This window comes from Sphingopyxis jiangsuensis (genome assembly GCF_016734905.1).
Lineage (GTDB): Bacteria > Pseudomonadota > Alphaproteobacteria > Sphingomonadales > Sphingomonadaceae > Sphingopyxis > Sphingopyxis jiangsuensis.
The window spans coordinates 173,252-199,333 of the sequence record NZ_JAERPO010000002.1 but is presented as its reverse complement, the minus strand read 5'-3'; the positions used below and the strand labels follow the sequence as shown (position 1 = coordinate 199,333).

23 protein-coding genes are annotated in these 26,082 nt (G+C 64.6%); 16 read left to right on the top strand and 7 right to left on the bottom strand.

Going from position 1 to position 26,082, the window contains the following annotated elements:
• The first annotated feature begins 107 nt into the window (after nucleotides 1-107).
• The 7 genes from JI743_RS07615 to JI743_RS07585 all read left to right on the top strand — a co-directional run bounded on the left by JI743_RS07615 (nucleotide 108) and on the right by JI743_RS07585 (nucleotide 8,390).
• Nucleotides 108-623 (top strand): hypothetical protein, encoded by a 516-nt coding sequence (locus JI743_RS07615; RefSeq protein WP_201927619.1) that lies wholly within the window; start codon nucleotides 108-110, stop codon nucleotides 621-623.
• Between the two features lie 255 nt (nucleotides 624-878).
• Nucleotides 879-1,136, top strand: coding sequence for a hypothetical protein (locus JI743_RS07610; protein ID WP_236659825.1), 258 nt, complete (start codon nucleotides 879-881; stop codon nucleotides 1,134-1,136).
• Between the two features lie 104 nt (nucleotides 1,137-1,240).
• On the top strand, nucleotides 1,241-3,976 hold the full coding sequence (gene secA / locus JI743_RS07605; RefSeq protein ID WP_201927615.1) for a preprotein translocase subunit SecA: 2,736 nt from the start codon (nucleotides 1,241-1,243) through the stop codon (nucleotides 3,974-3,976).
• 373 nt (nucleotides 3,977-4,349) lie between these two features.
• A complete protein-coding gene (locus JI743_RS07600) occupies nucleotides 4,350-5,789 on the top strand; it encodes a circularly permuted type 2 ATP-grasp protein (RefSeq protein WP_438870681.1) in 1,440 nt (479 codons plus the stop codon).
• Between the two features lie 63 nt (nucleotides 5,790-5,852).
• Complete coding sequence (locus JI743_RS07595; RefSeq protein ID WP_201927607.1) at nucleotides 5,853-6,797, top strand: alpha-E domain-containing protein; 945 nt, start codon at nucleotides 5,853-5,855, stop codon at nucleotides 6,795-6,797.
• Between the two features lie 13 nt (nucleotides 6,798-6,810).
• A complete protein-coding gene (locus JI743_RS07590; protein ID WP_201927605.1) occupies nucleotides 6,811-7,614 on the top strand; it encodes a transglutaminase family protein in 804 nt (267 codons plus the stop codon).
• A 44-nt stretch (nucleotides 7,615-7,658) separates the two neighbouring features.
• Nucleotides 7,659-8,390, top strand: coding sequence for a proteasome-type protease (locus tag JI743_RS07585; protein WP_201927603.1), 732 nt, complete (start codon nucleotides 7,659-7,661; stop codon nucleotides 8,388-8,390).
• A gap of 12 nt (nucleotides 8,391-8,402) precedes the next feature.
• On the opposite strand, the gene JI743_RS07580 is transcribed toward JI743_RS07585, so the two are convergent.
• Entirely contained in the window at nucleotides 8,403-8,600 is a 198-nt protein-coding gene (locus JI743_RS07580) for a hypothetical protein (protein ID WP_201927601.1), read from the bottom strand.
• A 99-nt stretch (nucleotides 8,601-8,699) separates the two neighbouring features.
• A complete protein-coding gene (acs, locus tag JI743_RS07575; protein WP_201927598.1) occupies nucleotides 8,700-10,664 on the bottom strand; it encodes an acetate--CoA ligase in 1,965 nt (654 codons plus the stop codon).
• A 159-nt stretch (nucleotides 10,665-10,823) separates the two neighbouring features.
• Between acs and amaB the strand changes: the two genes are divergently transcribed.
• Nucleotides 10,824-12,323, top strand: a complete 1,500-nt coding sequence (gene amaB, locus JI743_RS07570) for an L-piperidine-6-carboxylate dehydrogenase (protein ID WP_201927596.1) — start codon at nucleotides 10,824-10,826, stop codon at nucleotides 12,321-12,323.
• A gap of 115 nt (nucleotides 12,324-12,438) precedes the next feature.
• On the opposite strand, the gene JI743_RS07565 is transcribed toward amaB, so the two are convergent.
• The 3 genes from JI743_RS07565 to fsa all read right to left on the bottom strand — a co-directional run bounded on the left by JI743_RS07565 (nucleotide 12,439) and on the right by fsa (nucleotide 15,679).
• Nucleotides 12,439-13,935 (bottom strand): acetyl-CoA acetyltransferase, encoded by a 1,497-nt coding sequence (locus JI743_RS07565; RefSeq protein ID WP_201927594.1) that lies wholly within the window; start codon nucleotides 13,933-13,935, stop codon nucleotides 12,439-12,441.
• A gap of 114 nt (nucleotides 13,936-14,049) precedes the next feature.
• The gene (locus tag JI743_RS07560) at nucleotides 14,050-14,844 is read right to left on the bottom strand and encodes an enoyl-CoA hydratase-related protein (protein ID WP_201927592.1); all 795 of its coding nucleotides are present in this window, start codon (nucleotides 14,842-14,844) and stop codon (nucleotides 14,050-14,052) included.
• 184 nt (nucleotides 14,845-15,028) lie between these two features.
• Nucleotides 15,029-15,679 carry a fructose-6-phosphate aldolase gene (gene fsa, locus JI743_RS07555; RefSeq protein ID WP_201927589.1) on the bottom strand — a complete coding sequence of 217 codons (651 nt, stop codon included), beginning with the start codon at nucleotides 15,677-15,679 and terminating at the stop codon, nucleotides 15,029-15,031.
• A gap of 203 nt (nucleotides 15,680-15,882) precedes the next feature.
• Between fsa and JI743_RS07550 the strand changes: the two genes are divergently transcribed.
• From JI743_RS07550 to JI743_RS07530, 5 genes are all read left to right on the top strand, one after another.
• The gene (locus JI743_RS07550; protein WP_201927587.1) at nucleotides 15,883-16,092 is read left to right on the top strand and encodes a hypothetical protein; all 210 of its coding nucleotides are present in this window, start codon (nucleotides 15,883-15,885) and stop codon (nucleotides 16,090-16,092) included.
• Between the two features lie 69 nt (nucleotides 16,093-16,161).
• On the top strand, nucleotides 16,162-17,523 hold the full coding sequence (radA, locus tag JI743_RS07545; protein WP_201927586.1) for a DNA repair protein RadA: 1,362 nt from the start codon (nucleotides 16,162-16,164) through the stop codon (nucleotides 17,521-17,523).
• Nucleotides 17,524-17,533: 10 nt separating this feature from the next.
• Nucleotides 17,534-18,085 (top strand): CvpA family protein, encoded by a 552-nt coding sequence (locus tag JI743_RS07540; protein WP_201927585.1) that lies wholly within the window; start codon nucleotides 17,534-17,536, stop codon nucleotides 18,083-18,085.
• Nucleotides 18,082-18,507 (top strand): iron-sulfur cluster assembly scaffold protein, encoded by a 426-nt coding sequence (locus tag JI743_RS07535; protein WP_201927584.1) that lies wholly within the window; start codon nucleotides 18,082-18,084, stop codon nucleotides 18,505-18,507. The genes JI743_RS07540 and JI743_RS07535 overlap by 4 nt, the downstream gene beginning before the upstream one ends.
• Nucleotides 18,508-18,560: 53 nt before the next feature.
• The gene (locus JI743_RS07530; RefSeq protein WP_201928708.1) at nucleotides 18,561-20,399 is read left to right on the top strand and encodes a cation:proton antiporter domain-containing protein; all 1,839 of its coding nucleotides are present in this window, start codon (nucleotides 18,561-18,563) and stop codon (nucleotides 20,397-20,399) included.
• Here the strand turns inward: JI743_RS07530 and aroB are convergent.
• Together aroB and JI743_RS07520 are read right to left on the bottom strand one after the other, a co-directional pair.
• Entirely contained in the window at nucleotides 20,388-21,497 is a 1,110-nt protein-coding gene (gene aroB, locus JI743_RS07525) for a 3-dehydroquinate synthase (RefSeq protein ID WP_201927583.1), read from the bottom strand. The genes JI743_RS07530 and aroB overlap by 12 nt on opposite strands.
• On the bottom strand, nucleotides 21,485-22,060 hold the full coding sequence (locus tag JI743_RS07520; protein ID WP_201927582.1) for a shikimate kinase: 576 nt from the start codon (nucleotides 22,058-22,060) through the stop codon (nucleotides 21,485-21,487). The genes aroB and JI743_RS07520 overlap by 13 nt, the downstream gene beginning before the upstream one ends.
• Nucleotides 22,061-22,311: 251 nt before the next feature.
• On the opposite strand from JI743_RS07520, the gene JI743_RS07515 reads away from it, so the two are divergent.
• The 3 genes from JI743_RS07515 to JI743_RS07505 are packed head-to-tail and all read left to right on the top strand — an operon-like array spanning nucleotide 22,312 to nucleotide 26,005.
• The gene (locus JI743_RS07515; protein WP_201927581.1) at nucleotides 22,312-24,111 is read left to right on the top strand and encodes a hypothetical protein; all 1,800 of its coding nucleotides are present in this window, start codon (nucleotides 22,312-22,314) and stop codon (nucleotides 24,109-24,111) included.
• A gap of 23 nt (nucleotides 24,112-24,134) precedes the next feature.
• Complete coding sequence (locus JI743_RS07510; RefSeq protein ID WP_201927579.1) at nucleotides 24,135-25,046, top strand: tyrosine recombinase; 912 nt, start codon at nucleotides 24,135-24,137, stop codon at nucleotides 25,044-25,046.
• An 11-nt stretch (nucleotides 25,047-25,057) separates the two neighbouring features.
• A complete protein-coding gene (locus JI743_RS07505; protein WP_201927577.1) occupies nucleotides 25,058-26,005 on the top strand; it encodes an acetyl-CoA carboxylase carboxyltransferase subunit alpha in 948 nt (315 codons plus the stop codon).
• Nucleotides 26,006-26,082 lie beyond the last annotated feature (77 nt).

The window sequence follows — 26,082 nt, the reverse complement described above, 5'->3', positions numbered from 1 at the left end:
GTCCCTCCTGACATCGGTGTAAGTCCGAATTGATGCGAGCGCGTGGCAAAGGTCAAGCAGCAATCGCCGCTTGGCATCGTGGGCGCGGGATTGTTAGGAGGGCGGCGATGCTTCGCGGCCTGCGCCTGATCCTGTTGAGCTTGCTTGTCTTTTGTGCGGGCGCATCGCTTCCGGCGCGCGCCGATGTCGAGGTCAGTTTTTACAGCCATGATTTCGGCGACCGCTTTCCCCATGCGTTCATCGTGATGAAGGGTCGCCTCGACGCGTCGGGCGAAGCGGTCGATGCAAGCTATGGCTTCACGGCGACGTCGGTCAGTCCGGCGATCCTTTTCGGATCGGTCAAGGGACATGTCGAATCGTCGAATCCCGATTATATCGCGAAGAGCGACCGCCAGTTCAGCGTAACGGTCGACGATGCGACCCACGCGCGACTGGTCGCCAAGGTTCGTGAATGGAGCGAGCGCAAGCAGCCGAGCTATAATCTGGGCAAACGCAACTGCGTCCATTTCGTGATGGAACTCGCCGAAATCGTCGGGCTGAAGGTCAATCGGAACAGCAAATATTTCAAGAAGCCCAAGAGTTTCCTGGGCGAGGTTCGCGCGTTGAACCCGCAATTGGGATGAGGGTCGCTTTTGTTCCTCATGCGCGTCTTCTTTTCCTCGTCATCCCGGCGAAGGCCGGGATCTCACCCTCTCGGTTTTACGCACCGGCGCGGTCGCGGCCTTCGTCGGGATGACGGAAAGATCAGTGTTCGCGCCTCAGCCCAAATCGAACGACTCGCTCCCCTAGACTGAGCACTGCTTTCACCCTATGTTCAGGCTCTGGCGCGCAAAGCGCGTCGGCTGGACGTAATGAGGGGCCTGTCCTTGCGTTTGTTGTTGACCCTTTTGGCGCTGCTGACCGGTCTGGCGACTGCCGACCGTGCCGTTGCCGCACCCGCCGCACCCGCGGCGATGGGGTCGCTCGTCCTGATTACCGAAGCGGCGAACAAGGCTGAGGCGGACAACGCCAATCGGCGCCCCGCCGCGACGCCCGCGACCCGGCGCAGCTCGGACATGCCGTGCATCCGGCCGCGCAAGTCCGCACCGCCGCACACTCCCGGACTTTTGACGCGCAGCGACCGCGCGCTCGAATAGCAGGAAGCGCGCCGTTGGCGCGCTGACCGTCCCGTCCGCGCGGGACCCATCTCTATTTGCGGCCTCAGCGTCGCTTTCCCAAATTGAAATCCAAGGATAATTTGATGTTTTCTGGCATTGCCAAAAGCCTGTTCGGCTCGTCGAACGACCGTTATGTCGCGTCGATCCGCAAGATCGTCGACAAGATCAACGCCTTCGAACCTACGCTCGAAGCCTATGACGACGATATGCTGAAGGCGCAGACGCAGAAGTTCCGCGACCGGCTCGCTTCCGGTGAAACGCTCGACGATATTTTGCCCGAAGCCTTTGCGACCGTCCGCGAGGCGTCGAAGCGCACGCTCGGCATGCGCCACTTCGACGTCCAGATGATCGGTGGCGTCGTCCTCCACCGCGGCGAAATCGCCGAAATGGCGACGGGCGAGGGCAAGACGCTGATGGCGACGCTTCCCTGCTACCTCAACGCGCTTGAAGGCAAGGGCGTACATGTCGTCACCGTCAACGACTATCTCGCCCGCCGCGACGCCGAATGGATGAGCGCGGTCTATGGCTTCCTCGGCCTGACGACCGGCGTCATCGTTCCCAACCTCAATGAAATGCAGCGGCGCGATGCGTATAACAGCGACATCACCTATGCGACGAACAACGAACTGGGGTTCGATTATCTGCGCGACAATATGAAGTTCGACCGCGCGCAGATGGTCCACCGTGCGTTCAATTTCGGCATCGTCGACGAGGTCGATTCGATCCTGATCGACGAAGCGCGAACGCCGCTGATCATCTCCGGCCCGACCGACGACAAGTCGGAAATGTATGTCCGCGTCAACGAGGTCGTCCACCAGCTTACCGAAGATGATTATGAAAAGGACGAAAAGTCCAAGTCGATCAACCTGACCGAAGACGGCACCGAGCATGTCGAGCGATTGCTCGAAGCCGCGGGGCTGCTTCAGGGCAGCAACCTCTATGACATCGAGAACACGCAGGTCGTCCATCACGTCAATCAGGCGCTGAAGGCGATCGTGATGTTCAAGCTGGACACCGACTATATCGTCAAGGACGGCAAGGTCGTCATCATCGACGAATTCACCGGGCGCATGATGGACGGCCGCCGCTGGTCCGACGGCCTGCACCAGGCGGTCGAGGCGAAGGAGGGTGTCAAGATCGAGCCCGAGAACCAGACGCTCGCGTCGATCACCTTCCAGAACTATTTCCGCATGTATCCCAAGCTTTCGGGCATGACCGGCACCGCCGCGACCGAGGCGGCCGAATTCTTCGACATCTACAAGATGAACGTCGTCACGATCCCGACCAACCGTCCGATCGCGCGGATCGACGAGGAAGACGAGTTCTACAAGAATATCACCGACAAGTTCGGCGCCATCGCGCGCACGATCCGCGAGGCGCAGGAGCGCGGCCAGCCGGTTCTCGTCGGCACTGTGTCGATCGAAAAGTCCGAGCTGCTGTCGTCGTTCCTTGAAAAGGAAGGCGTCGCGCACAGCGTTCTCAACGCCCGCTTCCACGAAAGCGAAGCGCACATCGTCGCGCAGGCGGGCCGTTCGGGCGCGGTGACGATCGCTACCAACATGGCGGGCCGCGGGACCGACATCAAACTCGGCGGCAACGAGGAATTCCGCATCGAGGACGAACTGAAGGACATGCCCGCCGGTCCGGAGCGCGATGCCGCCGAGGCGCGCATCCGCGAAGAGGTCGCCGCCGAGCGCGAGGCGGTGAAGGCCGCGGGTGGCCTGTTCGTGCTCGCAACCGAGCGGCACGAAAGCCGCCGTATCGATAACCAGCTACGCGGCCGTTCGGGACGCCAGGGCGACCCCGGCCTGTCGAAATTCTACCTCTGCCTCGACGATGATCTGCTGCGCATCTTCGGTCCCGACACCTTGTTCGCCAAGATGATGAACAAGAATCTGGAGGATGGCGAGGCGATCGGGTCGAAATGGCTGTCGAAGGCGATCGAGACCGCGCAGAAGAAGGTCGAGGCGCGCAATTACGACATCCGCAAGCAGGTCGTCGAATATGACAACGTCATGAACGACCAGCGCAAGGTCATCTATGAACAGCGCGGCGAGATCATCGACAGCGAGACCGTCGACGATGTGATGGTCGATATGCGCGCCGAGACGGTGAACGCCATCGTCGCCGACGCCTGCCCGCCGGGAAGCTATCCCGAACAGTGGGACATTGCCCAAATGAAGGAGCGCGTCGCCAATATCCTCGACCTCCACCCGCCGATCGACGAGTGGATGCAGGAAGATGCGGTCGATCCCGAGGTGTTCGAGGAGCGGCTGCGCGAAATGGCCGATGCGACCGCTGCCGAAAAGGCCGGACAGGTCGAACAGGAAACGTGGCGCGGGATCGAAAAGTCGATCCTGCTCCAGACGCTCGACCATCATTGGAAGGAGCATCTGGCGACGCTCGACGCGCTACGGCAGGTCGTGTTCCTGCGCGCCTATGCGCAGAAGCAGCCGATCAATGAGTATAAGCAGGAGGCCTTTGCGCTGTTCGAGCGCATGCTGTCGAACATCCGCGAGGATGTGACGCGCACCGTTGCGCGGATCGATTTCCAGTTCCAGGAACCCGAACCGATGCCGCTCCCTGAACTGCCCGATTTCCTGACGACGCACATCGACCCCTTCACGGGCGAGGACAACAGCGCCGACCATGATGCCGGATCGCTCGGCGTCATCGCGAATACGCTGCCGCCGATGCAAGTGCCCAAGCACGACATCGCAAGGGGTGAAAATCCCTATGCGGCGCTCGAAATCAGCCGCAATGCGCCGTGTCCGTGCGGGTCAGGCCGCAAATACAAGCATTGCCACGGGGCGATTTGACGCAATCATGCCCTCCCCTTCAGCGGAGGGCAGCGAGACTTGCGAGCTTGCTCGCTTAGTCGCAGCGGGTGGGGACCATCGGCCTTGCGCAAGGCCGATGGTCCCCACCCCAACCCAGTGTCAGGTAAACCGTCCCTCGGACGGTTTAGGTCATGCCGGGGGCATGACCGGCCTGACACTCCTAAAGGGGAGGGGCTTAATGCGAGCAAACCCCTGATCCTGCCATATCAATCGGCGCCATGAGACCGCTTGCCAAAGCGCGGACGCCTGATTAGCATCCCTTTCATAAGCTCGACGGCCACGTAGCCGGAAAGCGCCCTGCAGCTGGAACAATGGGTGCCGCGTGCCGCGCGCCGCGCGGCCTGTCGATGGCATGCTGCGTAGAAAGGGCCAGCGCATTTCCTTCTTCGACGAAATGACGGGCCATGGGGGCGACACGAGGCCGCCTTATCGCGACTTTTGCGACTGGTTCGAGGCCGAGGATGTCGCTCGCATCCAGCGCAAGGCGCAGCAGGCCGAGGCCTTTTTCCGTACCACCGGCATCACCTTCAACGTCTATGGTGCCGACGACGCCGATGAGCGGCTGATCCCCTTTGACGTCGTGCCGCGCATCATCGCCGCGAGCGAGTGGCGGCGCCTGTCGCGCGGAATCGAGCAGCGCGTGCGTGCGCTCAACGCCTTTCTTCATGACATTTATCACCGGCAGGAGATTTTGCGGGCGGGGCGCGTCCCCGTCGAACTGATCGCACGCAATGAGGCTTTCCTGCCGATGATGATGGGAATGGACCCGCCGGGTGGTGTTTACACCCATATCAGCGGCATCGACATCGTCCGCACCGGTGCCAACGAATTTTATGTGCTGGAGGATAATGCGCGCACCCCGTCGGGCGTCTCCTACATGCTCGAAAACCGCGAAACGATGCTCCAGATGTTTCCCGAACTGTTCGCGAAAATCGACATTTGCGAGGTCAGCGATTATCCGCTCAACCTGTTGAAGTCGCTGGCGGCCTGCGCGCCCCCCGCATGCGGTGGCACGCCGACGGTCGCGGTGCTGACCCCCGGCATCCACAACAGCGCTTATTTCGAACATAGCTTTCTGGCCGACCAGATGGGGGCGGAACTGGTCGAGGGGCATGATCTGCGCGTCGTTGCCGGGCGCGTCGCGATGCGCACGACGCGGGGCTATACGCCGATCGACGTCCTCTATCGCCGCGTTGACGACGACTTCCTCGATCCGCTCAATTTCCGGCCCGACTCCATGCTCGGCGTGCCGGGTATATGGGACGTCTACCGTGCCGGGGGCATCACCATCGCCAATGCTCCGGGGACGGGCATCGCCGACGACAAGGCGCTGTACAGTTACATGCCCGACATCATCGAATTTTATACGGGCGAAAAGGCGCTGCTTCCCAATGTGCCGACGTGGCGTTGTTCGGACCCCGAGCATCTGCGCGAGGTGCTCGACAAGCTGCCCGAGCTGGTGGTGAAGGAGGTTCACGGGTCGGGCGGATATGGGATGCTCGTCGGCCCGGCGGCGAGCAAGAAGGACATTGCAGCATTCCGCAAGAAGCTGGAGGCGAACCCCGGCAATTATATCGCGCAGCCGACGCTGTCGCTGTCGACCGTTCCTATCTTTACCAAAGCGGGGCTCGCGCCGCGGCACGTCGATTTGCGCCCGTTCGTGCTGATGTCGCCGCAAGGTATCCGCATCACCCCCGGCGGCCTGACGCGTGTCGCGATGACCAAGGGGTCGCTGGTCGTCAATTCGAGCCAGGGCGGCGGGACCAAGGATACGTGGGTGCTGGAGGATTGATGCTGGATTCCATCTTGCCTCTTCGTTTCTCAGCCCGCTCTTCTGAAGGGGAGGGGTTATAAGATGCTGGGCAAGACCGCCGGATCGCTCTTCTGGATGGCGCGCTATCTTGAGCGGAGCGAGAATAATGCGCGGTTGATCGATGCGGGTTTCCGCATCGCGCTGACGCGGTCGAGCACCGCGCAGGCCGAATGGCGGTCAGTGCTCGTCACGGCGGGGCAGGATCAGCTTTTCCGCGACGCGCATGGTGAGGATTACAGCTCGTCGCGGGTCGTCGATTTCATGCTGCGCGACCCTGCGAACCCGTCGAGCATCCTCTCGGTGGTCAAGCACGCACGCGACAATGCACGCACCGCGCGCACCTATTTAACCCGCGAGGTTTGGGAGGCGGTCAATACGAGCTGGATGACGCTGTGCGCCGACCTCAAGCGGCAGGTGCGCGAGGATGATCTGCCCGACACACTCACCACGATCCGGCAACAGAGCGCGCAAGTGCGCGGTGCATTTGCAGGCACGATGCTGCGCAACGACGGCTACAATTTTGCGCGGCTCGGGACGTTCCTCGAACGCGCCGACAACACCGCGCGCATCCTTGACGTCAAATATTATCTGCTGCTTCCCTCGGTCGCGCATATCGGAACGTCGATCGACAATGTGCAGTGGGAGACGATCCTGCGGTCGGTGTCGGCGCACCGCGCCTATCGCTGGCTGTACGGCGCAGAGATCAGCGCGCTCAAGATCGCCGAATTTCTGATCCTCTATCGCCAGTTACCGCGCAGCCTCGCCTTTTGCTGCGACAAGATGAACAGCAATCTCGGCTGGCTGCACCGCAGCTATGACGAGGAGCCGGAGGCGGCGCGGATGGCGTCGTCGATGTGTCGCGACCGGCTTTCGCGGCCGATCCAGGCAATCTTCGACGCGGGACTCCATGAATATATCACCGAGTTCCTCTCAGCCAACGCCGCGCTCGCCCGCCAGATCGAGCGCGATTTCCGGTTCGTCGAATGAGCGAGGCAGTGAAATGCGCCTGAAGGTCGAACATGTCACCCATTATCAATATGATGTGCCGGTCTCCTATGCGCTGCAGCAGGTCAAGCTGACTGCCAAGGATCGCCCCGACCAGCAGGTCGTTCACGATTGGCAGATCGCGATCGAGGGTGGCGAGCACCAGCTTCATTACACCGACCATCATGGCAATGGCGTCGACCTGATCGCGGTCGACGGCGGCTCGCAAGAGCTCGTGATCCGCTGCACCGGCGATGTCGAGTTGTTGACGATCGACGGGGTGATCGGTCCACATCGCGGACCGATGCCGCTGTGGAGCTTTTTACGCTCGACGCCGCGGACGCGCGCGGGGCGCGGCGTGCGGGCGCTGACAGCACAGCTCGGCCGCGATTTCGCATCGGGCATCGAACGCGCGCACGCACTGTCGGAGATGGTGATCGAGGCGCTGCCCTATCGTATCGGGATCACGACAGCCGAGACGACCGCCGAACAGGCGCTCGCGGGCGAGGGCGGCGTCTGTCAGGACCATGCCCATATCTTCATCGCGGCGATGCGCCACCTCGGCCATCCGGCACGCTATGTTTCGGGCTATCTGATGATGGACGACCGGACGCATCAGGACGCGACGCACGCCTGGGCCGAAGCGCATTTCGACCATATCGGCTGGGTGGGTTTCGACATCAGCAATGGCCACTCGCCCGACCAGCGGTACATCCGCGTCGCGACCGGGTTCGACTATCATGACGCGGCGCCGGTGCGCGGCATGCGCTATGGCGTCGCCGAGGAAAATCTGGTTGTCCAATTGCAGGTCCAGCAATAAGCGGACCGGACGACCGGACAGGCGGGGCGGGGAAACAGGACAAGATGACCTATTGCGTGGGGATGCGGCTGAACAAGGGGTTGGTGTTCATGTCGGACACCCGCACCAACGCCGGCGTCGACGATATTTCGCAGGTCCGCAAGATGCGCAGCTGGCACGTGCCCGGAGAGCGCGTCATCACGTTGATGTCGGCGGGCAACCTCGCGACGACGCAGGCCGTGGTCGCGTTGCTCGACGAGCGCACCAAGGCGCCCGAGGAGCGCCATCCTTCGATCCTCGAAGCGCCGTCGATGTTCCAGGTCGCGACGATCGTCGGCGAAACGCTTCGCCAGATCGTCAAGCGGCATACCGACGAGGGGCCCGAAGCCGAGTCGCTGTTCCGCGCTTCGCTGATCGTCGGCGGGCAGATCAAGGGCGCCGAGCCGCGGCTGTTCCTCGTCTATCCCGAAGGCAATTTCATCGAGGCGGGCGAGGACAATCCCTTTTTCCAGATCGGGGAAACCAAATATGGCCGTCCGATCATCGTCCGCACCTATGACCCCGCCATGTCGTTCGAGGATGCGGTAAAGCTGCTCTGCGTCTCGTTCGATTCGACGATCCGCGCCAATGCGGGGGTCGACTTGCCGATCGACCTCAAGATCCACGAGCGCGACAATTTTGTCGGCGTGGTTGAGCGCCGCTTTGAGCGCGACGACCCCTATTTCCGCCGCGTGTCCGAGGCTTGGGCAGAAGCGCTGGGGATCGCGCTGGCCGAGCTTCCCGACTTTCGTTTTTGATGCGGCGCGCGGTCAGCCGTTGCGGCTGCCGCCGGTGGAGTTCTTGGTCGACCCGCCTTGAACGACATGTGCGAGCTCGTGCGCCGAGGCGCCGTCGCCATTGACGTCGCCGGTCGCGACATAGACGCCGCCAGTGAAACCGCCGCCCACCGCCGCTTCGAGATCGGTGTCGCTCAACTCGGCGGGCTTCTTTTCGGTCTTCTTGCTCATTCCACATTCCCTTCCATACCGTCGCCTGTTGCCTGCATGATGGCGGAATCGAACCACTGCCGCTGTGCTCTATAGCACAGAAGCGCAGAATCGGACATTTCAGCGGTTCTTCCGCCCCGCGATCAGCCCGTCGACAAGGGTGGGGTCGGCGAGCGTTGAGGTGTCGCCGAGCGACCCGAAGTCATTTTCCGCAATCTTGCGCAGGATGCGGCGCATGATCTTGCCCGAACGCGTCTTGGGAAGCGCGGGGGTGAAGTGGATATGGTCGGGCGTCGCGATCGGCCCGATTTCGGTCCGCACCTGCTGCCTCAGCTCGGCAAGCAGCGCGTCGCTTGGCTCGATCCCGGCGTTGAGCGTCACATAGGCATAGATGCCTTGCCCCTTGATGTCGTGCGGGAAGCCGACGACCGCGGCTTCGGCGACCTTGTCGTGGAGCACGAGCGCGCTTTCGACCTCGGCGGTTCCCATGCGATGTCCCGACACGTTAATGACGTCGTCGACGCGCCCGGTGATGCGCCAATAGCCGTCGGTGTCGCGGCGGCAGCCGTCGCCGGTGAAATATTTGCCGCGATAGGTCGAGAAATAGGTCTGGATGAAGCGATCATGGTCGCCATAGACAGTGCGCGCCTGCCCCGGCCAGCTGTGCGTAATGCACAGATTGCCCTCGGCCGCGCCGCCCGTCTGCTCGCACACCAATGTCTTGCCCTCGGCATCGACGAGCTCGGGACGGATGCCGAAAAAGGGCTTGCCCGCGCTGCCCGGTTGCATCGGATGCGCGCCCGGAAGCGTCGTAATCATGATCCCGCCGGTCTCGGTCTGCCACCAGGTGTCGATGACGGGGACGCGGCCCTTGCCGACAATCTGGTGATACCAGCGCCACGCCTCGGGATTGATCGGTTCGCCGACGCTGCCGAGCAGGCGAATCGAGGAGAGGTCGTAGCGCGTCACATAATCGTCGCCCTCGCGCATCAGCGCGCGGATCGCGGTCGGCGCGGTGTAGAGGATGTTGACGCGATGCTTGTCAACCACCTGCCAGAAGCGGTCATGGTCGGGGTAGTTGGGAACCCCCTCGAACATCAAGGTCGTCGCGCCATTCTGAAGCGGGCCATAGACGACGTAGCTGTGTCCGGTGACCCAGCCGATGTCGGCGGTGCACCAGAAAATCTCCCCCGGACGATAGTCGAAGCCATAATAGAAGGTGCTGGCGGTCCAGACGCTGTAGCCGCCGACGGTATGGAGCACGCCCTTCGGTTTGCCGGTCGATCCCGATGTGTAGAGGATGAACAGCGGGTCCTCGGCGTTCATCGGCTCGCACGGGCATTCGTCGCCGACATCGGCCGACAGCGCATCATACCAGTGGTCGCGACCCTCCTTCATCATGATGTCGCCGCCCGTGTGCGCGATCACGAGCACGGCTTTGACATCGACGCGCTCGAGCGCCTTGTCGACATTGGCCTTGAGCGGCACGGTCTTGCCGCCGCGCAGCCCTTCGTCGGCGCAGATCACCCAGTCGCTGCCGCAATCCTCGATGCGGCCGTGGATCGCCTCGGGCGAGAAGCCGCCAAACACGACGCTGTGCACCGCACCGATGCGCGCGCAGGCGAGCATCGCGACCGCGCCTTCGGGGATCATCGGCATATAGATGGTGACGCGGTCGCCCTTTTGGACACCCATTTTCTTGAGCGTGTTGGCGAAGCGGATGACGTCGGCGAGCAGCGCGGCGTAGCTGATATGCCGCGTCTCGCCGTTGGGCGCGTCGGGTTCGAAGATGATCGCGATGCGGTCGCCGTGACCCGCGGCGACATGGCGGTCGACGGCGTTGTGGCAGAGGTTGAGGACGCCATCCTCATACCATTTGATTTCGACGGGGTCGAAGGTCCAGCCCGCAATCTTTGTCGGCGTTTTGATCCAGTCGACACGCTTCGACTGTTCGGCCCAGAAGGTGTCAGGATCGGTGACGCTTTGCGCGTAGAGTTTCTCGTACTCGACAGCGGTGCAATGCGTGCGGGCTGCAGCGTCGGCGGGAACGGGAACCAACGGCTCGGAGGGGGGAAGGTCGGTCACGGCAGCTCTCCTGTATTTTCGACCATCCCCTTAGCCGTTCGCAGCGCGCGAAGTCGAGATGCCCTTATGCGTGCGTGCTGAGGCGCAGCCTGACGACACTCGACACGTGCAGGGGGAGGGGGTTAGAGGCAGCGCGCTGTCAAGATGAAAGGATAAGCCATGGTCGGGATCGGAGAAGAAACCGGACAATTGCTCGACGCTTTGGGCGTCGATCGCGTCCTGTGGACCGACGGTCCTATGCTAGCGCTCTCCCCCCTGACAGGCGAGCAGATCGCAAAGGTTCGTGTTGCCGCTCTCGTCGACATCGACGCAGCGTTCGACGCCGCGACTCGCGCCTTTGCCGCATGGCGCCATGTCCCTGCGCCGCGACGCGGCGAACTCGTGCGGCTGTTCGGCGAGGAGTTGCGTGCTGCAAAAGACGATCTCGCGCGGCTCGTGACGATCGAGGCGGGCAAAATCCCGTCCGAGGCCGCGGGCGAGGTGCAGGAGATGATCGACATCTGCGACTTCGCTGTCGGCCTTTCGCGCCAGCTCTATGGCCTGACGATTGCCACCGAGCGGCCGGAGCACCGGATGATGGAGGTGTGGCATCCGCTGGGCGTCGTCGGCGTGATTTCGGCGTTCAACTTCCCGGTCGCGGTATGGGCGTGGAACGCGGCGCTTGCGCTCGTCTGCGGTAACAGCGTGGTTTGGAAACCTTCCGAAAAGACGCCGCTTACCGCCTTGGCAACGCAGGCAATTTTCGAGCGCGCAGTTGCGCGTTTCGGCGATGCACCCGAAGGCTTGTCGCAGTTGCTGATCGGCGGCCGCGAGGCGGGCGAGGCGCTGGTCGACGATGCGCGCGTCGCGCTCGTCTCGGCGACCGGATCGACGCGCATGGGTCGCGCGGTCGCGCCACGCCTGGCGGCGCGGTTCGCGCGCGCGATCCTTGAACTCGGCGGAAACAATGGCGTGATCGTCGCGCCCTCGGCCGACCAGGACCTCGCCCTGCGCGGCGTGGCATTCGGGGCGATGGGAACGGCGGGGCAGCGCTGTACGACGACGCGGCGGCTGTTCGTCCATGATAGCATCTATGACGGCTTCGTCGCGCGGCTGAAGGCCGCCTATGCGAGCGTCGCGGTTGGCAATCCGCTCGAGCGCGACGTGCTCGTCGGCCCGCTGATCGACCGTGCGGCCTATGACGCGATGCAGGCGGCGCTATCGGCGGCGCGCGACGCGGGCGGCAGCGTCCACGGCGGCGAACGGATGGGCGAGGGCGACGCCTATTATGTCCGCCCAGCGCTCGTCGAAATGCCGGGACAAATAGGGCCGGTGTTCGAAGAGACGTTCGCGCCGATCCTCTATGTCATGCGCTACGACGATCTGGACGCGGCGTTGATCCAGCACAATGCCGTCGCGCCGGGGCTGTCGTCGGCGATCTTCACCACCGACATGCGCGAGGCCGAGCGTTTCCTCGCGGCGAGCGACTGCGGCATCGCCAACGTCAATCTTGGGACGAGCGGCGCCGAAATCGGCGGGGCGTTCGGCGGCGAAAAGGAAACCGGCGGCGGGCGCGAGAGCGGGTCGGATTCGTGGCGCCAATATATGCGCCGTGCGACGAACACCGTGAATTATTCGGACACACTGCCGCTGGCGCAAGGGGTGAGTTTCGAGATCTGATCTCAACCCTCGTCATTGCGAGGAGCCGAAGGCGACGCGGCAATCTCCAGTGCTCGGCCCTGCGCCGGGTTGTTAGCTGGAGATTGCTTCGCTTCGCTCGCAATGACGACGGCCGTTAAGCCTTCCGCCAACCATAACCATCCCCGATCGCCACGACCCGCCCTTCGCTCCCGACCGGTTCCGCCATTCCATCGGTCAGAAACCCCAGCATCGCTGCATCGCTCACATCGACATGCGCCAATGTCCGCTTTCCCTCGGGCGTGCGCGCGACGATCGCGCCGGCGCGCGGGCTGCCGTCGCGGCGGTAGAAGACGGTGTAGCTCTCGATCGTCGCCACCCCCGCATAATCCTCGACGAGGTCGGGCACCGGGCCACGCTTCGCTTCGGCTTCGGCCTGATAGTCGAAATCCTGCGGAAAGCTTGCAGCGGCGATCGGTGTTTTGCCCAGCACTATGCAATGATTGTCCGTAGCGAACCCCCCGTTGGCGAAGAGGAAGCCATAGCGGCCCTCCTTGCGAAGCCTTTCGACCATCGAGACGATCGCGTGGCTCATATAATTGGCGATCGGCCCGCCGCCGAAGGTGAGGCCGCCGAACACGCTCGCGGGGCGATCCCACGGCCAGCCGAGGATGCGCCGTGCCATTTTGGGGACGCAGGGAAAGCAGCTGTAAAGCTCGACGCAATCGAAATCGTCGGCCGCCATGCCGTTGAGGTCGAGCGTGCGGTCAATCGACACCTCCATGCTGACGCTATGGTCATAGCGGTCGCGGCGGAGGATGCTCGGCGGCTCTTTCGCTGCCGCGCCCATGCCCACGTAAATGAGCCTGTCCTCGGCAATGCCGCGCCGCCGCGCTTCGGCGAGGCTCGCGACGAGGAAGCCGGCGCCCTGGTTCACCGACGAATTGGCGACCATCAGCTTTGAGTAGGGAAAGGCGATCCGGCGGTTGCGTTCGTCGACGCGGAGGATGTCGGCAGGGGTGGCGGTCGTCCTGATCCACGCGCTGTCGTTTGCGGCAGCGACTTCGGAAAAGCGCGACCAGATCTCGGCGCTCTCGAACTGCGCTTCGGCAAGGCTTTGTCCCCAGGCGGCGCGCGTCGCATTTTCATAGAGCGGATAGACATCGACCGGCGCGGCGAGCCCGTGTTTCTGCGCATAGTCGGGTTCGCGCCGCGTCGCGACCTTGCGGATTGCGTTATAGCTTTTGTCCTCGCCGGTCGCGGCCTTGGCGGCGCGGCCCGCTGCGGTGCGCAGCGCTTCGCCGCCAACGATCGCGGCGAGTTTGACCTCGCCTGCGCCGATGCGGTTCGCGGCCTCGTTGAGCAGGCGAACCGGCGTGTCGCCGTGCGGCGCGGCGGACTGATAGTTGATCGCGGGCGCCGCGCCGATCGCAGCGGCTAGCGGTTCGCACAGCTTGCCGAGATGATGGAAGCTGATCTGGTCGACGATCGCAAGGCTGTCGATGGCGGACAGCGGCACGCCTGCGTCGTCAGCCGCCACGTTCAGCGCCGCGACCATCAGGCCGAGCGAGTCGAGCCCTTCGTCGGGGTCGTCGGGGCGGTCGTTGACCTGCCCGACACCGATAATCACCGGGATGCGTTCGGCGTCGGTCATCCAATTTCTCCGTTAGTGTCGAGCGAAGTCGAAACACCCTGAGGACAGGCGCCAAGTCGATGCGCATCTCGACTTCGCTCTACGCGAACCGAAACGGCATCAACCGTCATTGTGTCAGCGCGCTTTCCATTCGGGCTTGCGCTTCTCCGCAAAGGCGCGCGGGCCTTCGCGCGCGTCTTCGCTGCGCATCAGCGCGCTCCGTTCGAGCGTGTTATGCTCCCAATAGGGCGCGTCCGCGGCGATGCGGCCGTCCTGGATGCCGAGCGCGACGCGCTTGGTCGCCTGAACCGACAAGGGCGCGTTGGCGGCAATTTTTTCGGCAATTGCGAGCGCGGCGGGCATGAGTTCGGCGAGCGGGACGACATGGTTGACGAGGCCATAGTGCGCGGCGCGCTGCGCGCTGATCGGATCGCCGGTGAGCATATGTTCCATCGCCAGTTTGCGTGGGAGTTGCTGGGCAAGGCGAAAGGCGCCGCCCGCCGCGGCAAACAGCCCGACCTTCACCTCGGGCAAGCCGAACTGGGCATGATCGGCGGCGACGATGATGTCGCTCATCAGCGCAATCTCGCACCCGCCGCCAAAGGCGAAACCGTTGACCGCCGCGATGACCGGCTTTGAGATCGGATGCGCGACCATGCCGGCAAAGCCCCACGCCTGCTGCGCGGGATCATCGGGGTAGAGCCTTTCGCGGCGCGACAGCGCAACCAGATCGGCGCCCGCGCAAAAGGCCTTGTCGCCCGCGCCGGTGATGACGACTGCGCGGATTTCGGGGTCGGTCTCGGCCTCTTCGAGCGCGGAACCGATGCCAATATGCACGGCGGCATTGACCGCGTTGCGCGCCTCTGGCCGGTTGATCGTGACGATCAATATGTGGCCGCGGCGCTCGGTAAGGATGGTGGTGTCGGACATCGCGAATCTCTCCCTTTCGGGCGAGTATCGCGGGTGGTTGACGTTTACGTCAACTGGAAAGGTCGGCGTTACCCCTCCAGTTTTCGTCATTCCGGCGAAAGCCGGAATCTCGACGTCGCAAATTGATGCACTGGCGAGATTCCGGGCTTCGCCGGGGTGACGACTGGATGATGGAGCGAAAGCCTCAGATCGATTGGCCGGTCTTTGCCCAATCCGCAAGGAAGCCCTCGATGCCCTTTTCGGTCAGGACATGCTTGAACAGCCCCTTGATCACCGCGGGCGGCGCGGTCATCACGTCGGCGCCGATCTTGGCGGCTTCGAGCACATGGATGCCGTGGCGGACGCTCGCGACGAGGATTTCGGTGCCATAATCATAATTGTCGTAAATCAGGCGGATGTCGGCGATCAGCTGCATGCCGTCGAAGCCATTGTCGTCGTGACGACCGACGAAGGGCGAGACGAAAGTCGCGCCGGCCTTGGCCGCGAGCAGCGCCTGGTTCGCCGAAAAACAGAGCGTGACATTGACCATCGTGCCGTCACTCGTCAGCTTCTTGCAGGTCTTGAGCCCGTCGATCGTCAGCGGCACCTTGATGCAGACATTGTCGGCGATTTTGCGGAGGACTTCGGCCTCCTTCATCATCGTTTCATGGTCGAGCGCGACGACTTCTGCCGAGACGGGACCGTCGACAAGCGCGCAGATTTCCTTGGTCACTTCCTTGAAATCGCGCCCCGATTTGGCGATCAGCGACGGGTTGGTGGTGACGCCGTCGAGCAGGCCGGTCGCGGCGAGTTCCTGAATGGCGTCGATTTCGGCGGTGTCGGCAAAGAATTTCATAGGAGTGTCAGGGTTCCTGCTGGGCCACGCGAGGGCGGCGACGAATCGGTTTTGCTGCTATAACGTGAAAGCGGCGTCTTTGGGTGGTAGAATAGGACTTCAACTGTGTCGTTACGCACAGCGGTGCGTTGCGAATCGTGACAGACGGCCTGCGTCACGGAGCCGACCACATTGGCGCTCCAGATACGAAGAGGATGAACGTCATGGGAAAGAAGGATATTAAATCGGCGCCCACCGCCATCGACGAAACCGATCTGGACGCGGTTCAGGGTGGCGCGATCCAAAAGGTGCGCGATGCAGCATCGACAATAAAATGTGGTGTTACCGACGCCCCCGTCGATGGCGGGACGGCAGCGATGGGCGATGGCTCGGTCAGGTCCATTTCGTCGAACATTTCGACCAACGGCGGCTGACAGCCACAATCGGCCGCCCATTGCGGTAAAGAGGCTAGCGTTCCGTCTTTGTTCCCGTTAAGCGGGGGCATGGCCAAAGCGAAACGCCAATATGTCTGCCAAAATTGCGGGTCGGCGACCTATCGCTGGCAGGGGCAGTGCGCCGATTGCGGTGAGTGGAACACGCTGGTCGAGGAGGCCGCGGAAACGGCCTTTTCGGCGAAGCATGACCTGAGCAAGGGCGGGCGGACGATCGCGCTCGAAACGCTCGATGCCGCGAGCCCGATGCCCGAACGGATGCTGTGCGGGATCGCCGAATTCGACCGCGCGCTGGGCGGCGGCTTTGTTGCGGGATCGGCGACCTTGATCGGCGGCGATCCGGGAATCGGCAAATCGACGTTGCTGCTGCAGGCCGCGGGACGGCTCGCGAAGGCGGGCAAGTCGGTGGTCTATATCAGCGGCGAGGAGGCGGCGGCGCAGGTGCGACTGCGCGCGCAGCGGCTGGGGCTTGGCGATGCGCCGGTCGCGCTCGCGAGCGCGACGTCGGTGCGCGACATTCTCGCGACGCTCGACCGGCAGACCGTCGATTTCGTCGTCATCGATTCGATCCAGACGATGCACAGCGACCTTATCGACAGCGCGCCAGGGACGGTCAGCCAGGTCCGCGCAAGCGCGCAGGAGTTGATTCGCCACGCCAAGGACAGCGGCGCCGCGCTCGTTCTCGTTGGCCATGTGACAAAGGACGGGACGATCGCCGGTCCGCGCGTGCTCGAACATATGGTCGACACGGTGCTCGCCTTCGAGGGCGAGCGCAGCCACCAATATCGCATCCTGCGCGCGGTCAAGAACCGCTTTGGCGGGACCGACGAGATCGGTGTGTTCGCGATGGGCGATGAGGGGCTGGGCGAGGTCGCCAACCCGTCCAGCCTGTTTTTGACCGACCGCAGCGGTGACGTTCCGGGGTCGGTGGTCTTTCCTGCGCTGGAAGGCACACGCCCCGTGCTCGTCGAGGTGCAGGCACTCACCGTTCGCCTAGCGAGCGGCGCAACGCCGCGGCGCGCGGTCGTCGGCTGGGACAGCGGGCGGCTCGCGATGGTTCTCGCGGTGCTCGAGGCGCGCTGCGGGCTGCAGATGGGCGGCGCCGAAGTCTATCTGAATATTGCGGGTGGCTATCGGCTCACCGATCCGGCGGCGGACCTCGCGGTCGCTGCGGCACTGATCTCGGCGTTCAGCGAGCGGCCGGTGCCGTCGGACGCGATCGTCTTTGGCGAATTGTCGCTGTCGGGCGAAGTGCGCCCCGTCGCGCACGATGCTCTGCGCCTGCGTGAGGCAGCAAAGCTCGGCTTTTCAAGAGGATGGGGGCCAAAGGGAATGAAGGGTGTGAACGGGATCGGCGTCACCGGCTTCGGTCGGCTCGGCGAACTCGTTGACCTGATGCTCGGGCGCGACTAGCCCCCCGAACATGGGTAGTCTGACCGCTCTCGATATCATCGTGCTCACGCTCGTCGGCGGTAGCGCCATCCTCGGTTTTTCGCGCGGACTGGTGCAGGAGGTGACAAGCCTTCTCGCCTGGGTGCTTGCGATTGCCGCGGTGCGATTCCTGCATCCGCTCGTCACCGGCTGGCTTGTCGATTGGGTGGGAACCGATGGCGGCGCGGCGGTGCTCGCCTTCGTGCTTTTGTTCGGCGGGGTGTTCGCGATAGCCAAATGGGGTTCGCGCGCGATGGGCCAGCGCAGTCGCGCGTCGCTTGTCGGCGGGTTCGACCGTGGGCTGGGTGCGGGTTTCGGTGCGGTCAAGGGGCTGATGATCGCGACGGTCGGCTTCATGCTCGTCTCGTTCCTCTATGACATCGGCTATGGCAATGCGCAGCGCCCGGCGTGGCTGACCGAAAGCCGCAGCTTTCCGGCGCTCAACGCTACAAGCGCGGCGCTCAGCCGCGTCATCGCCGAGCGCCGCGCAGAAGCGCGCGAGGCGGCCGAGGAGCAGGCCGCTCCCGTCGGGGACGACGCATGAGCGCGCTCTATAACCGCGACATTTTGTCGCTGGCGGTCGCGACCGCCGAATATCCCCCGATACCGGCGGCGCGCCACCATGCGAGCGCCCGCGCACCACTGTGCGGCAGTGCAATCATCGTCGACATCGACAGCGACGCCGATGGACGCGTCGCGCGCGTCGGGCTGCATGTCGAAGCGTGCGCGCTGGGGCAGGCGTCGGCGGCTTTGCTCGCGCGCCACGCGCCGGGCCGCGCAATCGTCGATCTGCGCACCGCGCGCGACGGCATCGCCGCCTGGTTTGCGGGTGAGGGCGACTGCCCCGACTGGCCGGGATTCGATCTGCTGGCGCCTGCGCGCGATTATCCTGCCCGCCACGGTGCCATCCTGCTGCCCTTCGATGCAGCGCTCGTCGCGCTCGAAGGCGTCGGGGCAGCGGCGTGACGCCGCTGGTTCTCGCAACCGCGACCGCCGCCGCCGGATCGGCGACCGACACGATGCTGTTCGAAGGGGCGATCCTGCTGGGCGTCGCGACCTTGTTCGTGCTCATATTTCGTCGGCTCGGCCTTGGTGCCGTGCTCGGCTATCTGATAGCCGGAGCGCTGGTGGGGCCGCATGGGTTCGGTCTCGTCGGCGGTGCCGAATCGAAACTTGCGATTGCCGAAATCGGGATCGCTTTCCTGCTTTTCCTTGTCGGACTCGAATTGCATCCGCGCCGCTTGTGGCAGCTGCGCCGCGCGATTTTCGGCCTTGGCATGGCGCAAGTCGCGATCACCGGCCTGATCCTGACCGGGCTGATTTTCCTGACGCAGGGGTTCAGCCTTGCCGCCGCGATCGCGCTCGGGCTTCCGCTTGCGCTGTCGTCGACCGCGCAGGTTCTGCCAGGGCTCAAAAGTTCGGGGCGCATCAACTCGCCCTTCGGCGAAAAGGCCTTTTCGATCCTGTTGTTTCAGGATCTCGCCATCGTTCCGTTGATCACCATCGTCGCGGCGCTGTCGCGCGCGCCTGCCGATCCGTCGGCGCCTCCGGGCGGGACGCTTGCTCTCTATACGGTTGGTGCGATTATCGGACTCGTCCTCGCCGGGCGTTTCATTCTGAACCCCCTGCTCAAGCTCATCGGACGCTATGGCGAGCGCGAGCTGTTCGTGGTGGTCGGGCTGCTCGCGGTGCTCGCGAGTGCGGCGTTGATGCACAGCCTGCACCTGTCGACCGCGCTCGGGGCCTTTGTTGCAGGCGTCATGCTCGCCGACTCGCCCTATCGGCACGAGATAGAGGCCGATGTCGAACCTTTCCGCCTGATCCTCCTCGGCCTCTTTTTCCTCGCGGTCGGGATGGTGCTCGACATCAATGTCGTGCTCGCCGATCCGTTGCGCGTCGTCGGGCTCGCAGCGGCTCTCGTCGTCGTCAAACTCACCGTGCTGACATTGCTCGTTCGCATTTACGGCAAGTCGTGGAAGACCGCGCTCGGGCTCGGGCTGTTGCTCAGCCAGGGCGGCGAGTTCGGATTCCTGCTCTTCACGCAGGCGCAACAGGCCTTGCTCATCGCGCCCGAGGCCGCGAGCCTGTTCAGCGCCGTCGTCACCCTGTCGATGATTTCGACCCCCTTCCTGATGCTGTTCGCCCGCAACCTTGAATTTGCACCCGACCGCGACAGGCCGGCGATGGACGGACCGGAAGAGGCGCCGCGCGGCTCGGCGCTGGTCATCGGCTACGGCCGTTTCGGCCAGACGGTCGCGCAGATGCTCCACGCGGTCGATTGTTCGGTGACGCTGATCGACAAGAAGCCAAGCCAGATCGAGCGGTCGGGACGGTTCGATACCAAAGTCTATTATGGCGACGGCTTGCGGCTCGACCTGCTGCGGCGTGCGGGCGCCGACGAGGCGAAGCTCATCATCTATTGCATCGACGACGCCGCTTTCGACGCCGCGACTCTGAAGCCAGTGGTCGAGGCTTTTCCACACGCAAAGGTTCTCGCGCGCGTGTTCGACCGCCGTCAGCTGATTGCGATCGACGGCGCGGGGACGAGCGGCGCCGTGCGCGAGGTATTCGAAAGCTCGGTGGCGCTGGGCCTGATGGCGCTCGAACAGCTCGACATCGATCCACGCGAAATCGCCGATGTCGAAACCGCGCTGCGCCAGCTCGACGCAACGCGGCTCGCGGCGCAGATGGACGAGGGTAATTTGTCGGCGGGAATGGACCACCGCTTCAAGCCAGGCGGCGGGCGCGAGTCGGCGAGTGTGCTCGAAAAGCTGCGCCAGCGGCGACAGGCCGCAAAGACTGCGCATCATGGCGAAGAGGCGGAGCAGGCCGCCGACCCCGCACCGTCAGCTGGCTGAGCGTTCCGCGTCGAGAAAATCGGCGACGATATCGAGGCCATAATCCTCGGTAACGAACGAGCGGCCGATGCCGCGCGTCAGGATGAGCGGCAGTTTGCCCCCGCGCACCTTCTTGTCGTGCGCCATATGCGCGGCGAGCGTCTTGCCATCGGCCTTGATCCCCGCGCTCGCGAGGCCGTGCGGCAGGCCGACATCAGCGAGGTGCGCGGCAACACGGTCGGCATCGGCGGCAGGGCACAAGCCCTGCGCCGCCGAAAAGCGATGCGCGAGCGCCATGCCGGCAGCAACCGCTTCGCCGTGGAGCAGCTGGTCCGAATAGCCCGTCTCCGCCTCGAGGGCGTGGCCGAAGCTGTGGCCGAGGTTGAGGAGCGCGCGCACATCGAGCGTTTCGCGTTCGTCCGCCGCAACGATACGCGCCTTGGCCGCGACGCTGTGCGCGATCGCGCGCGTTCGGGCTTCGCTGTCGCCCGCGAGCAGCGCCGCACCATTTGACTCGCACCAGCCGAAAAAGTCGGCCTCGTCGATGAGGCCATATTTGACGACCTCTGCATAGCCCGCGGCGAGTTCACGACGCGGCAAGGTGGCAAGCGTTTCGGGATCGATGACAACCAGCGAGGGCTGATGGAAGGCTCCCACCAGATTCTTGCCCGCGGCAACGTTTATCGCGGTCTTGCCGCCGACGCTGCTGTCGACTTGTGCGAGCAGGGTCGTCGGAACCTGGATGAAATTGCACCCGCGCTTGACGATCGAGCAGGCGAAGCCGACCAGATCGCCGATCACGCCGCCGCCGAGCGCGATGACATGGTCGCCGCGCTCCACCCCTTCGGCAATCAGCCACTCGGTGACGCGGGAGAGTCCCGCCCAGCTCTTGCTCGCTTCGCCCGGATCGACCCTGAGCGAGGAAAAGGAAATGCTCTCGGCCGCCAGCCCGAGCCCGAGCGCGGCGAGATAGTGGTCGGCGACGTGGCTGTCGGTGACGATCATCGTTCGCGGGCGCTTCAGCAACGGCGCGACGTGCTCGCCGATCGACCGGATCAGGCCGTCGCCGATCAGGATGGGGTAGCTGCGCGAGCCGAGTTCGACGGTCAGGCTTTCCATGATCCAAGTGCCTCCATGATATCGCGGACCGTATATTCGTGCGGGCTCGACGCCGAACTGACGCGCAGATGCGCCTCGGCATAGACGGGGTTGCGCACCGCGGCGAGCTCGCGCAGCACTTCGCCCGCATCGCGCCCTTTGAGGAGCGGACGGTGGCTGCGCCGCGCCACGCGTTCGACGAGCGTCGGAATGTCGGCGTCGAGCCAGATCGACAGCGCGTCGCGCTGGATCAGGCTGCGGGTTTCGTCGTTCATGAAAGCGCCGCCGCCGGTCGCGAGCACGAGCGGCTTGCCCGACAACAGGCGCGCGATCACCCGCCGCTCGCCGTCACGGAAATGCGCCTCGCCGAACCGGGCGAAAATATCGGCGATGGTCATGCCCGCCGCGCGCTCGATCTCGTCATCGGCATCGGCGAACGGCATGCCAAGCCGCTGCGCGAGCCGCCGACCGATCGTCGACTTGCCCGATCCCATCAGTCCGACAAGCACGATCGGCCGCGCACGGATCGATGCGGGGATCGCCTTTGCGCTCAGCGGCGTGGGGCTTTTCGGGTTTCGCGACATGGTGGGCGCGGCTATACCGCCCGAGCCGCGCGGGACAATGGTTTTCGCCGGTTTGAAAATCGGACGAACTGCAGGCACGGGATATTGCGCGACGGGGGCAGATCGGGAAAGAGCCGGTGGATCACACGGGGCATCGTGTTGATTCTGACGCTGCTGGCCCTTTGGCTCTTTCTGCTTTTCATGGGGCGGCCGATCGAATCCCGGACGATAGAGGTGGACGTGACCGACGTTTTGGCCGAAAGCGCGGCGCAATGACGAAGAAATTGCTGACGCTGACATTGGGCCTCTCCGGCTCGGCGATTGCCGCGGCGCTCGTGCTTCCGGCGATTGCGCAGGAATCGCTGCTTCCCGAGGGTTTTGGCAGCCCGCCCGAAACCCCCGCGCCGCGTCCCGCACCGGCACCGACCGCGACGCCGACGCCTTCGCAGGGCACGCCGCCCGCCTCCGGAAGCGTCGCGCCGCCCGCCGTCACTCCCACCGTTCAGGCCGGCGACAGCGACGACGGCGAAGACGAGGAAGAGGTCGAACCCGGGACGCTCAAATACGACCTTCCGCCGGGCACGCGCCGCAAGCTGACGCGCGTTGGTCCGCTGACGCCCGACACGGGCGGACTAGTGCCCGATGCCCTCGGCGTGCGCGGACAATATGCCGCAGCGATCATGCGCCACACCAACGGGAATCTGGCGTCGCGTTGGGGTCAGATATTATTGCGCCGCGCGCTCGCGTCGGCGCTCGACACGCCGTCGACGATCAACGGCGCCGATCTTGCCGCCGATCGCGCCGCGCTGTTGCTGCGCATGGGGGAATCGATCGCCGCACGGATGGTCGTCCAGTCGGTCGATTATGACCGCGCGTCGCCGCGGCTCGTGCAGGTCGCGCAGCAAAGCTATCTCGCGACCGCCGATCCGGCGGGCATGTGTCCCTATGTCCCCGCCGGCCTGGCGCATGGCGACGAACATACTTGGCGGCTCGCCTCCGGTATTTGCGCAGGGTTGTCGGGGGAGGCGGGACCTGCCGGCTGGGCGATTTCACGCGTCCGGTCGAGCGGGCGGATCAAGAATTTCGACGTCCTCATCGCCGAACGCGTCCTCGGCGCAACGGGAGCCGGGCGTCGCTCGACGACCATCGAATGGACGAACGTCGACCGCCTGACGAGTTGGCGATTCGGCATGGCGACCGCGACCGCGGTCGAGGTGCCCGCCGAGCTTCGCGCCGCAGCTCCCGATTATATGCGCAGCTGGACCGTCCTCGCGCCGATGAGCGAGATGGCCGACCGCGTCGCCGCCGCGCCGACCGCCGCTGCGCGGGGCGTGCTGTCGAGCGATGCCTATGTGTCGTTGCTCAGCGCCGCATCGGAGGTGGCCGAGCCGTCGGCCGAACTCGCCGACCAAGTCGCGTTGCTGCGCACCGCCCATGCGGGCGAAACGGGTGCCGACCGCTATGCCGCGATGGAAAGCCTGTGGAGCGGTGCAACCGGGGCCGCGCAAAGCTATGCCGCGCTCGTCGCGACAGCGCGGGCAGCGGCGGGTGTGCCGACATCGGCCGACGTTGACGACGATCCGTGGCAACTTTTGGGCTCGATGCTCGCGGGCGGCTATGATCGCAACGCCGCAGCCTGGGCGCCGAAACTCGCGGCAGGATCGCGCGCGTGGGGCGTCCTGGCCGTTGGCGCGCCGCGTCCGCTTGGCGGCACCGATGCGGGTGCAATCGGAAATTTCGCGGGCGATGACGACAGCGCCGATTCGCTGCGCTCGAAGTTCCTGCTTGCTGGCCTGTCGGGGCTCGGGCGGATCGATGCGGGAGAGGCCGCGTCGGCGGCGCGCAGCCTGAACGCCGACCTTGGCAAGCAGACGCGCTGGACGCGTGCGATCATGGCAGCGGCCGAGCGCCGCGAACCCGCTATGGTCGCGCTGATCGCTGCGGCGGGGATGCAGGGCGAATGGGCCAAGGTGCCGCCTTATCATCTCTATTACATCGTACGTGCGCTGCGCGAGGTTGGGCTGGAAGCCGAAGCCCGCATGATTGCGGCCGAAGCGCTCGTCCGTGTTTGAGCGGCGCGCGGCGCTGAGGAACAATGGCTGACGGGTCGCTGATCGACCGTTTTCTCGAGATGATGGCGGCCGAGCGCGGGGCATCGCGCAACACGCTCGTCGCCTATCGCCGCGACCTTGAACAAGCCGCCGAGTTGGTGCGCGGGACGCTGGGCAACGCCGACCAGGCGGCGCTGCGCGATTTGATGGCGGCTTATTCTTCGCTTGCGGCGAGCAGCGCGGCGCGCAAATTGTCCGCGCTGCGCCAATTCTATGCTTTCCTGCTCGACGAAGGCGACCGCAGCGACAACCCTGCGCTCGACATCGCGCGGCCCGCGACGCGGCGTCCGCTGCCGCGCATCCTGTCGCACGCCGACGTCGAGCGGCTGTTCGCCGTGGCGAGCGAGGAAGCGGCAGGAGATGCCCCGCTTCCCGCGGCTGTTCGCCTGCTCCTCCTCCTTGAATTGCTCTATGGTTCGGGGCTGCGCGCGAGCGAACTCGTCAGCCTGCCACGCCGCGCGGTCGGCGGGGCGCGCGAATTTCTGATCGTACGCGGAAAAGGCGACAAGGAGCGGTTGGTTCCACTGTCGGCGCGGGCGCGGACGGCACTCGACCGCTGGCTGCCGCTGGTGGGCGACGCTTCGCCGTGGCTGTTTCCGTCAGGCAAGGCGCATCTGTCGCGCGTGCGCCTGTTCCAGTTGCTGCGCGATCTCGCGGCACGCGCCGGGATCGAACCGGCGTCGGTCAGCCCGCACGTGCTGCGCCACGCCTTTGCCACCCACCTGCTCGAGGGCGGGGCAGACCTGCGCACGTTGCAGACGCTGCTCGGTCATGCCGACATTGCGACGACCGAAATTTACACGCATGTCGACAGCCGCCGCCTTGTCGAACTGGTCAACCGGCGTCACCCGCTGGCGGGGATGGACGGCGTTGACCTGAAGCCGCCTTCGGCCTAGCGCTCTGCGCCATGACAGGCTTTCTTGATTTCGAAAAACAGGTGGCGGCGCTCGACCGGCAGATTGCGGAACTGCGCGAAATGGGCGGCGATCCGACGCTCAACATCGACAATGATATCGCAAGACTGGAGGATAAGTCCTCGAAATTGTTGCGCGAAATCTATGCCAAGCTGACGCCATGGCAAAAGACGCAGGTTGCGCGCCATCCCGATCGCCCGCATTTCAAACATTATGTCGCGGGACTCTTCGACGACTGGATGCCGCTCGCGGGCGACCGCAATTTCGGCGACGATCAGGCGATCCTCGGCGGGCTTGCGCGCTTCCGCGGACGCCGCGTGATGGTGATCGGTCACGAAAAGGGCGACGATATTCCCTCGCGCATGAAGCATAATTTCGGGATGGCAAAGCCGGAGGGCTATCGGAAGGCGATCCGTCTGATGCAGCTTGCCGACCGTTTCGGGTTGCCGGTGGTGACGCTGGTCGACACGTCGGGCGCTTTCCCGGGAATTCAGGCCGAGGAACGCGGGCAGGCCGAAGCGATCGCGCGTTCGACCGAACAATGCCTCGCGCTTGGTGTGCCGATGGTTGCGGCGATCGTCGGCGAAGGCGGATCGGGCGGCGCGATCGCGCTCGCGGCGGCGAACCGGGTGCTGATGTTCGAACATGCGGTCTATTCGGTGATCTCGCCCGAAGGCTGCGCGTCGATCCTGTGGCGCACGTCGGACAAGGCAGCCGATGCGGCAGCGGCGATGAAGATGTCGGCGCAGGATTTGCTGGCGCTCAAGATCATCGATGCGATCGTTCCCGAGCCGGTGGGCGGCGCACACAGGGCGCCGGAAATTGCGATCAAGTCGCTCGGCGACGCGATTGCGCGCGAGCTCGACAAGCTGTCGGGGCTGCCGCGCGATGCACTCCTCGCCGCTCGCGAAGAAAAATTCCTGGCGATGGGCCGCGCCTGAGAGCAGCGAGCCGCGCGCCGGAACCTGAACGGCGTTCGTCGCGTTCCCTATTGCATGACCGCCAAGCGACGGCCTGC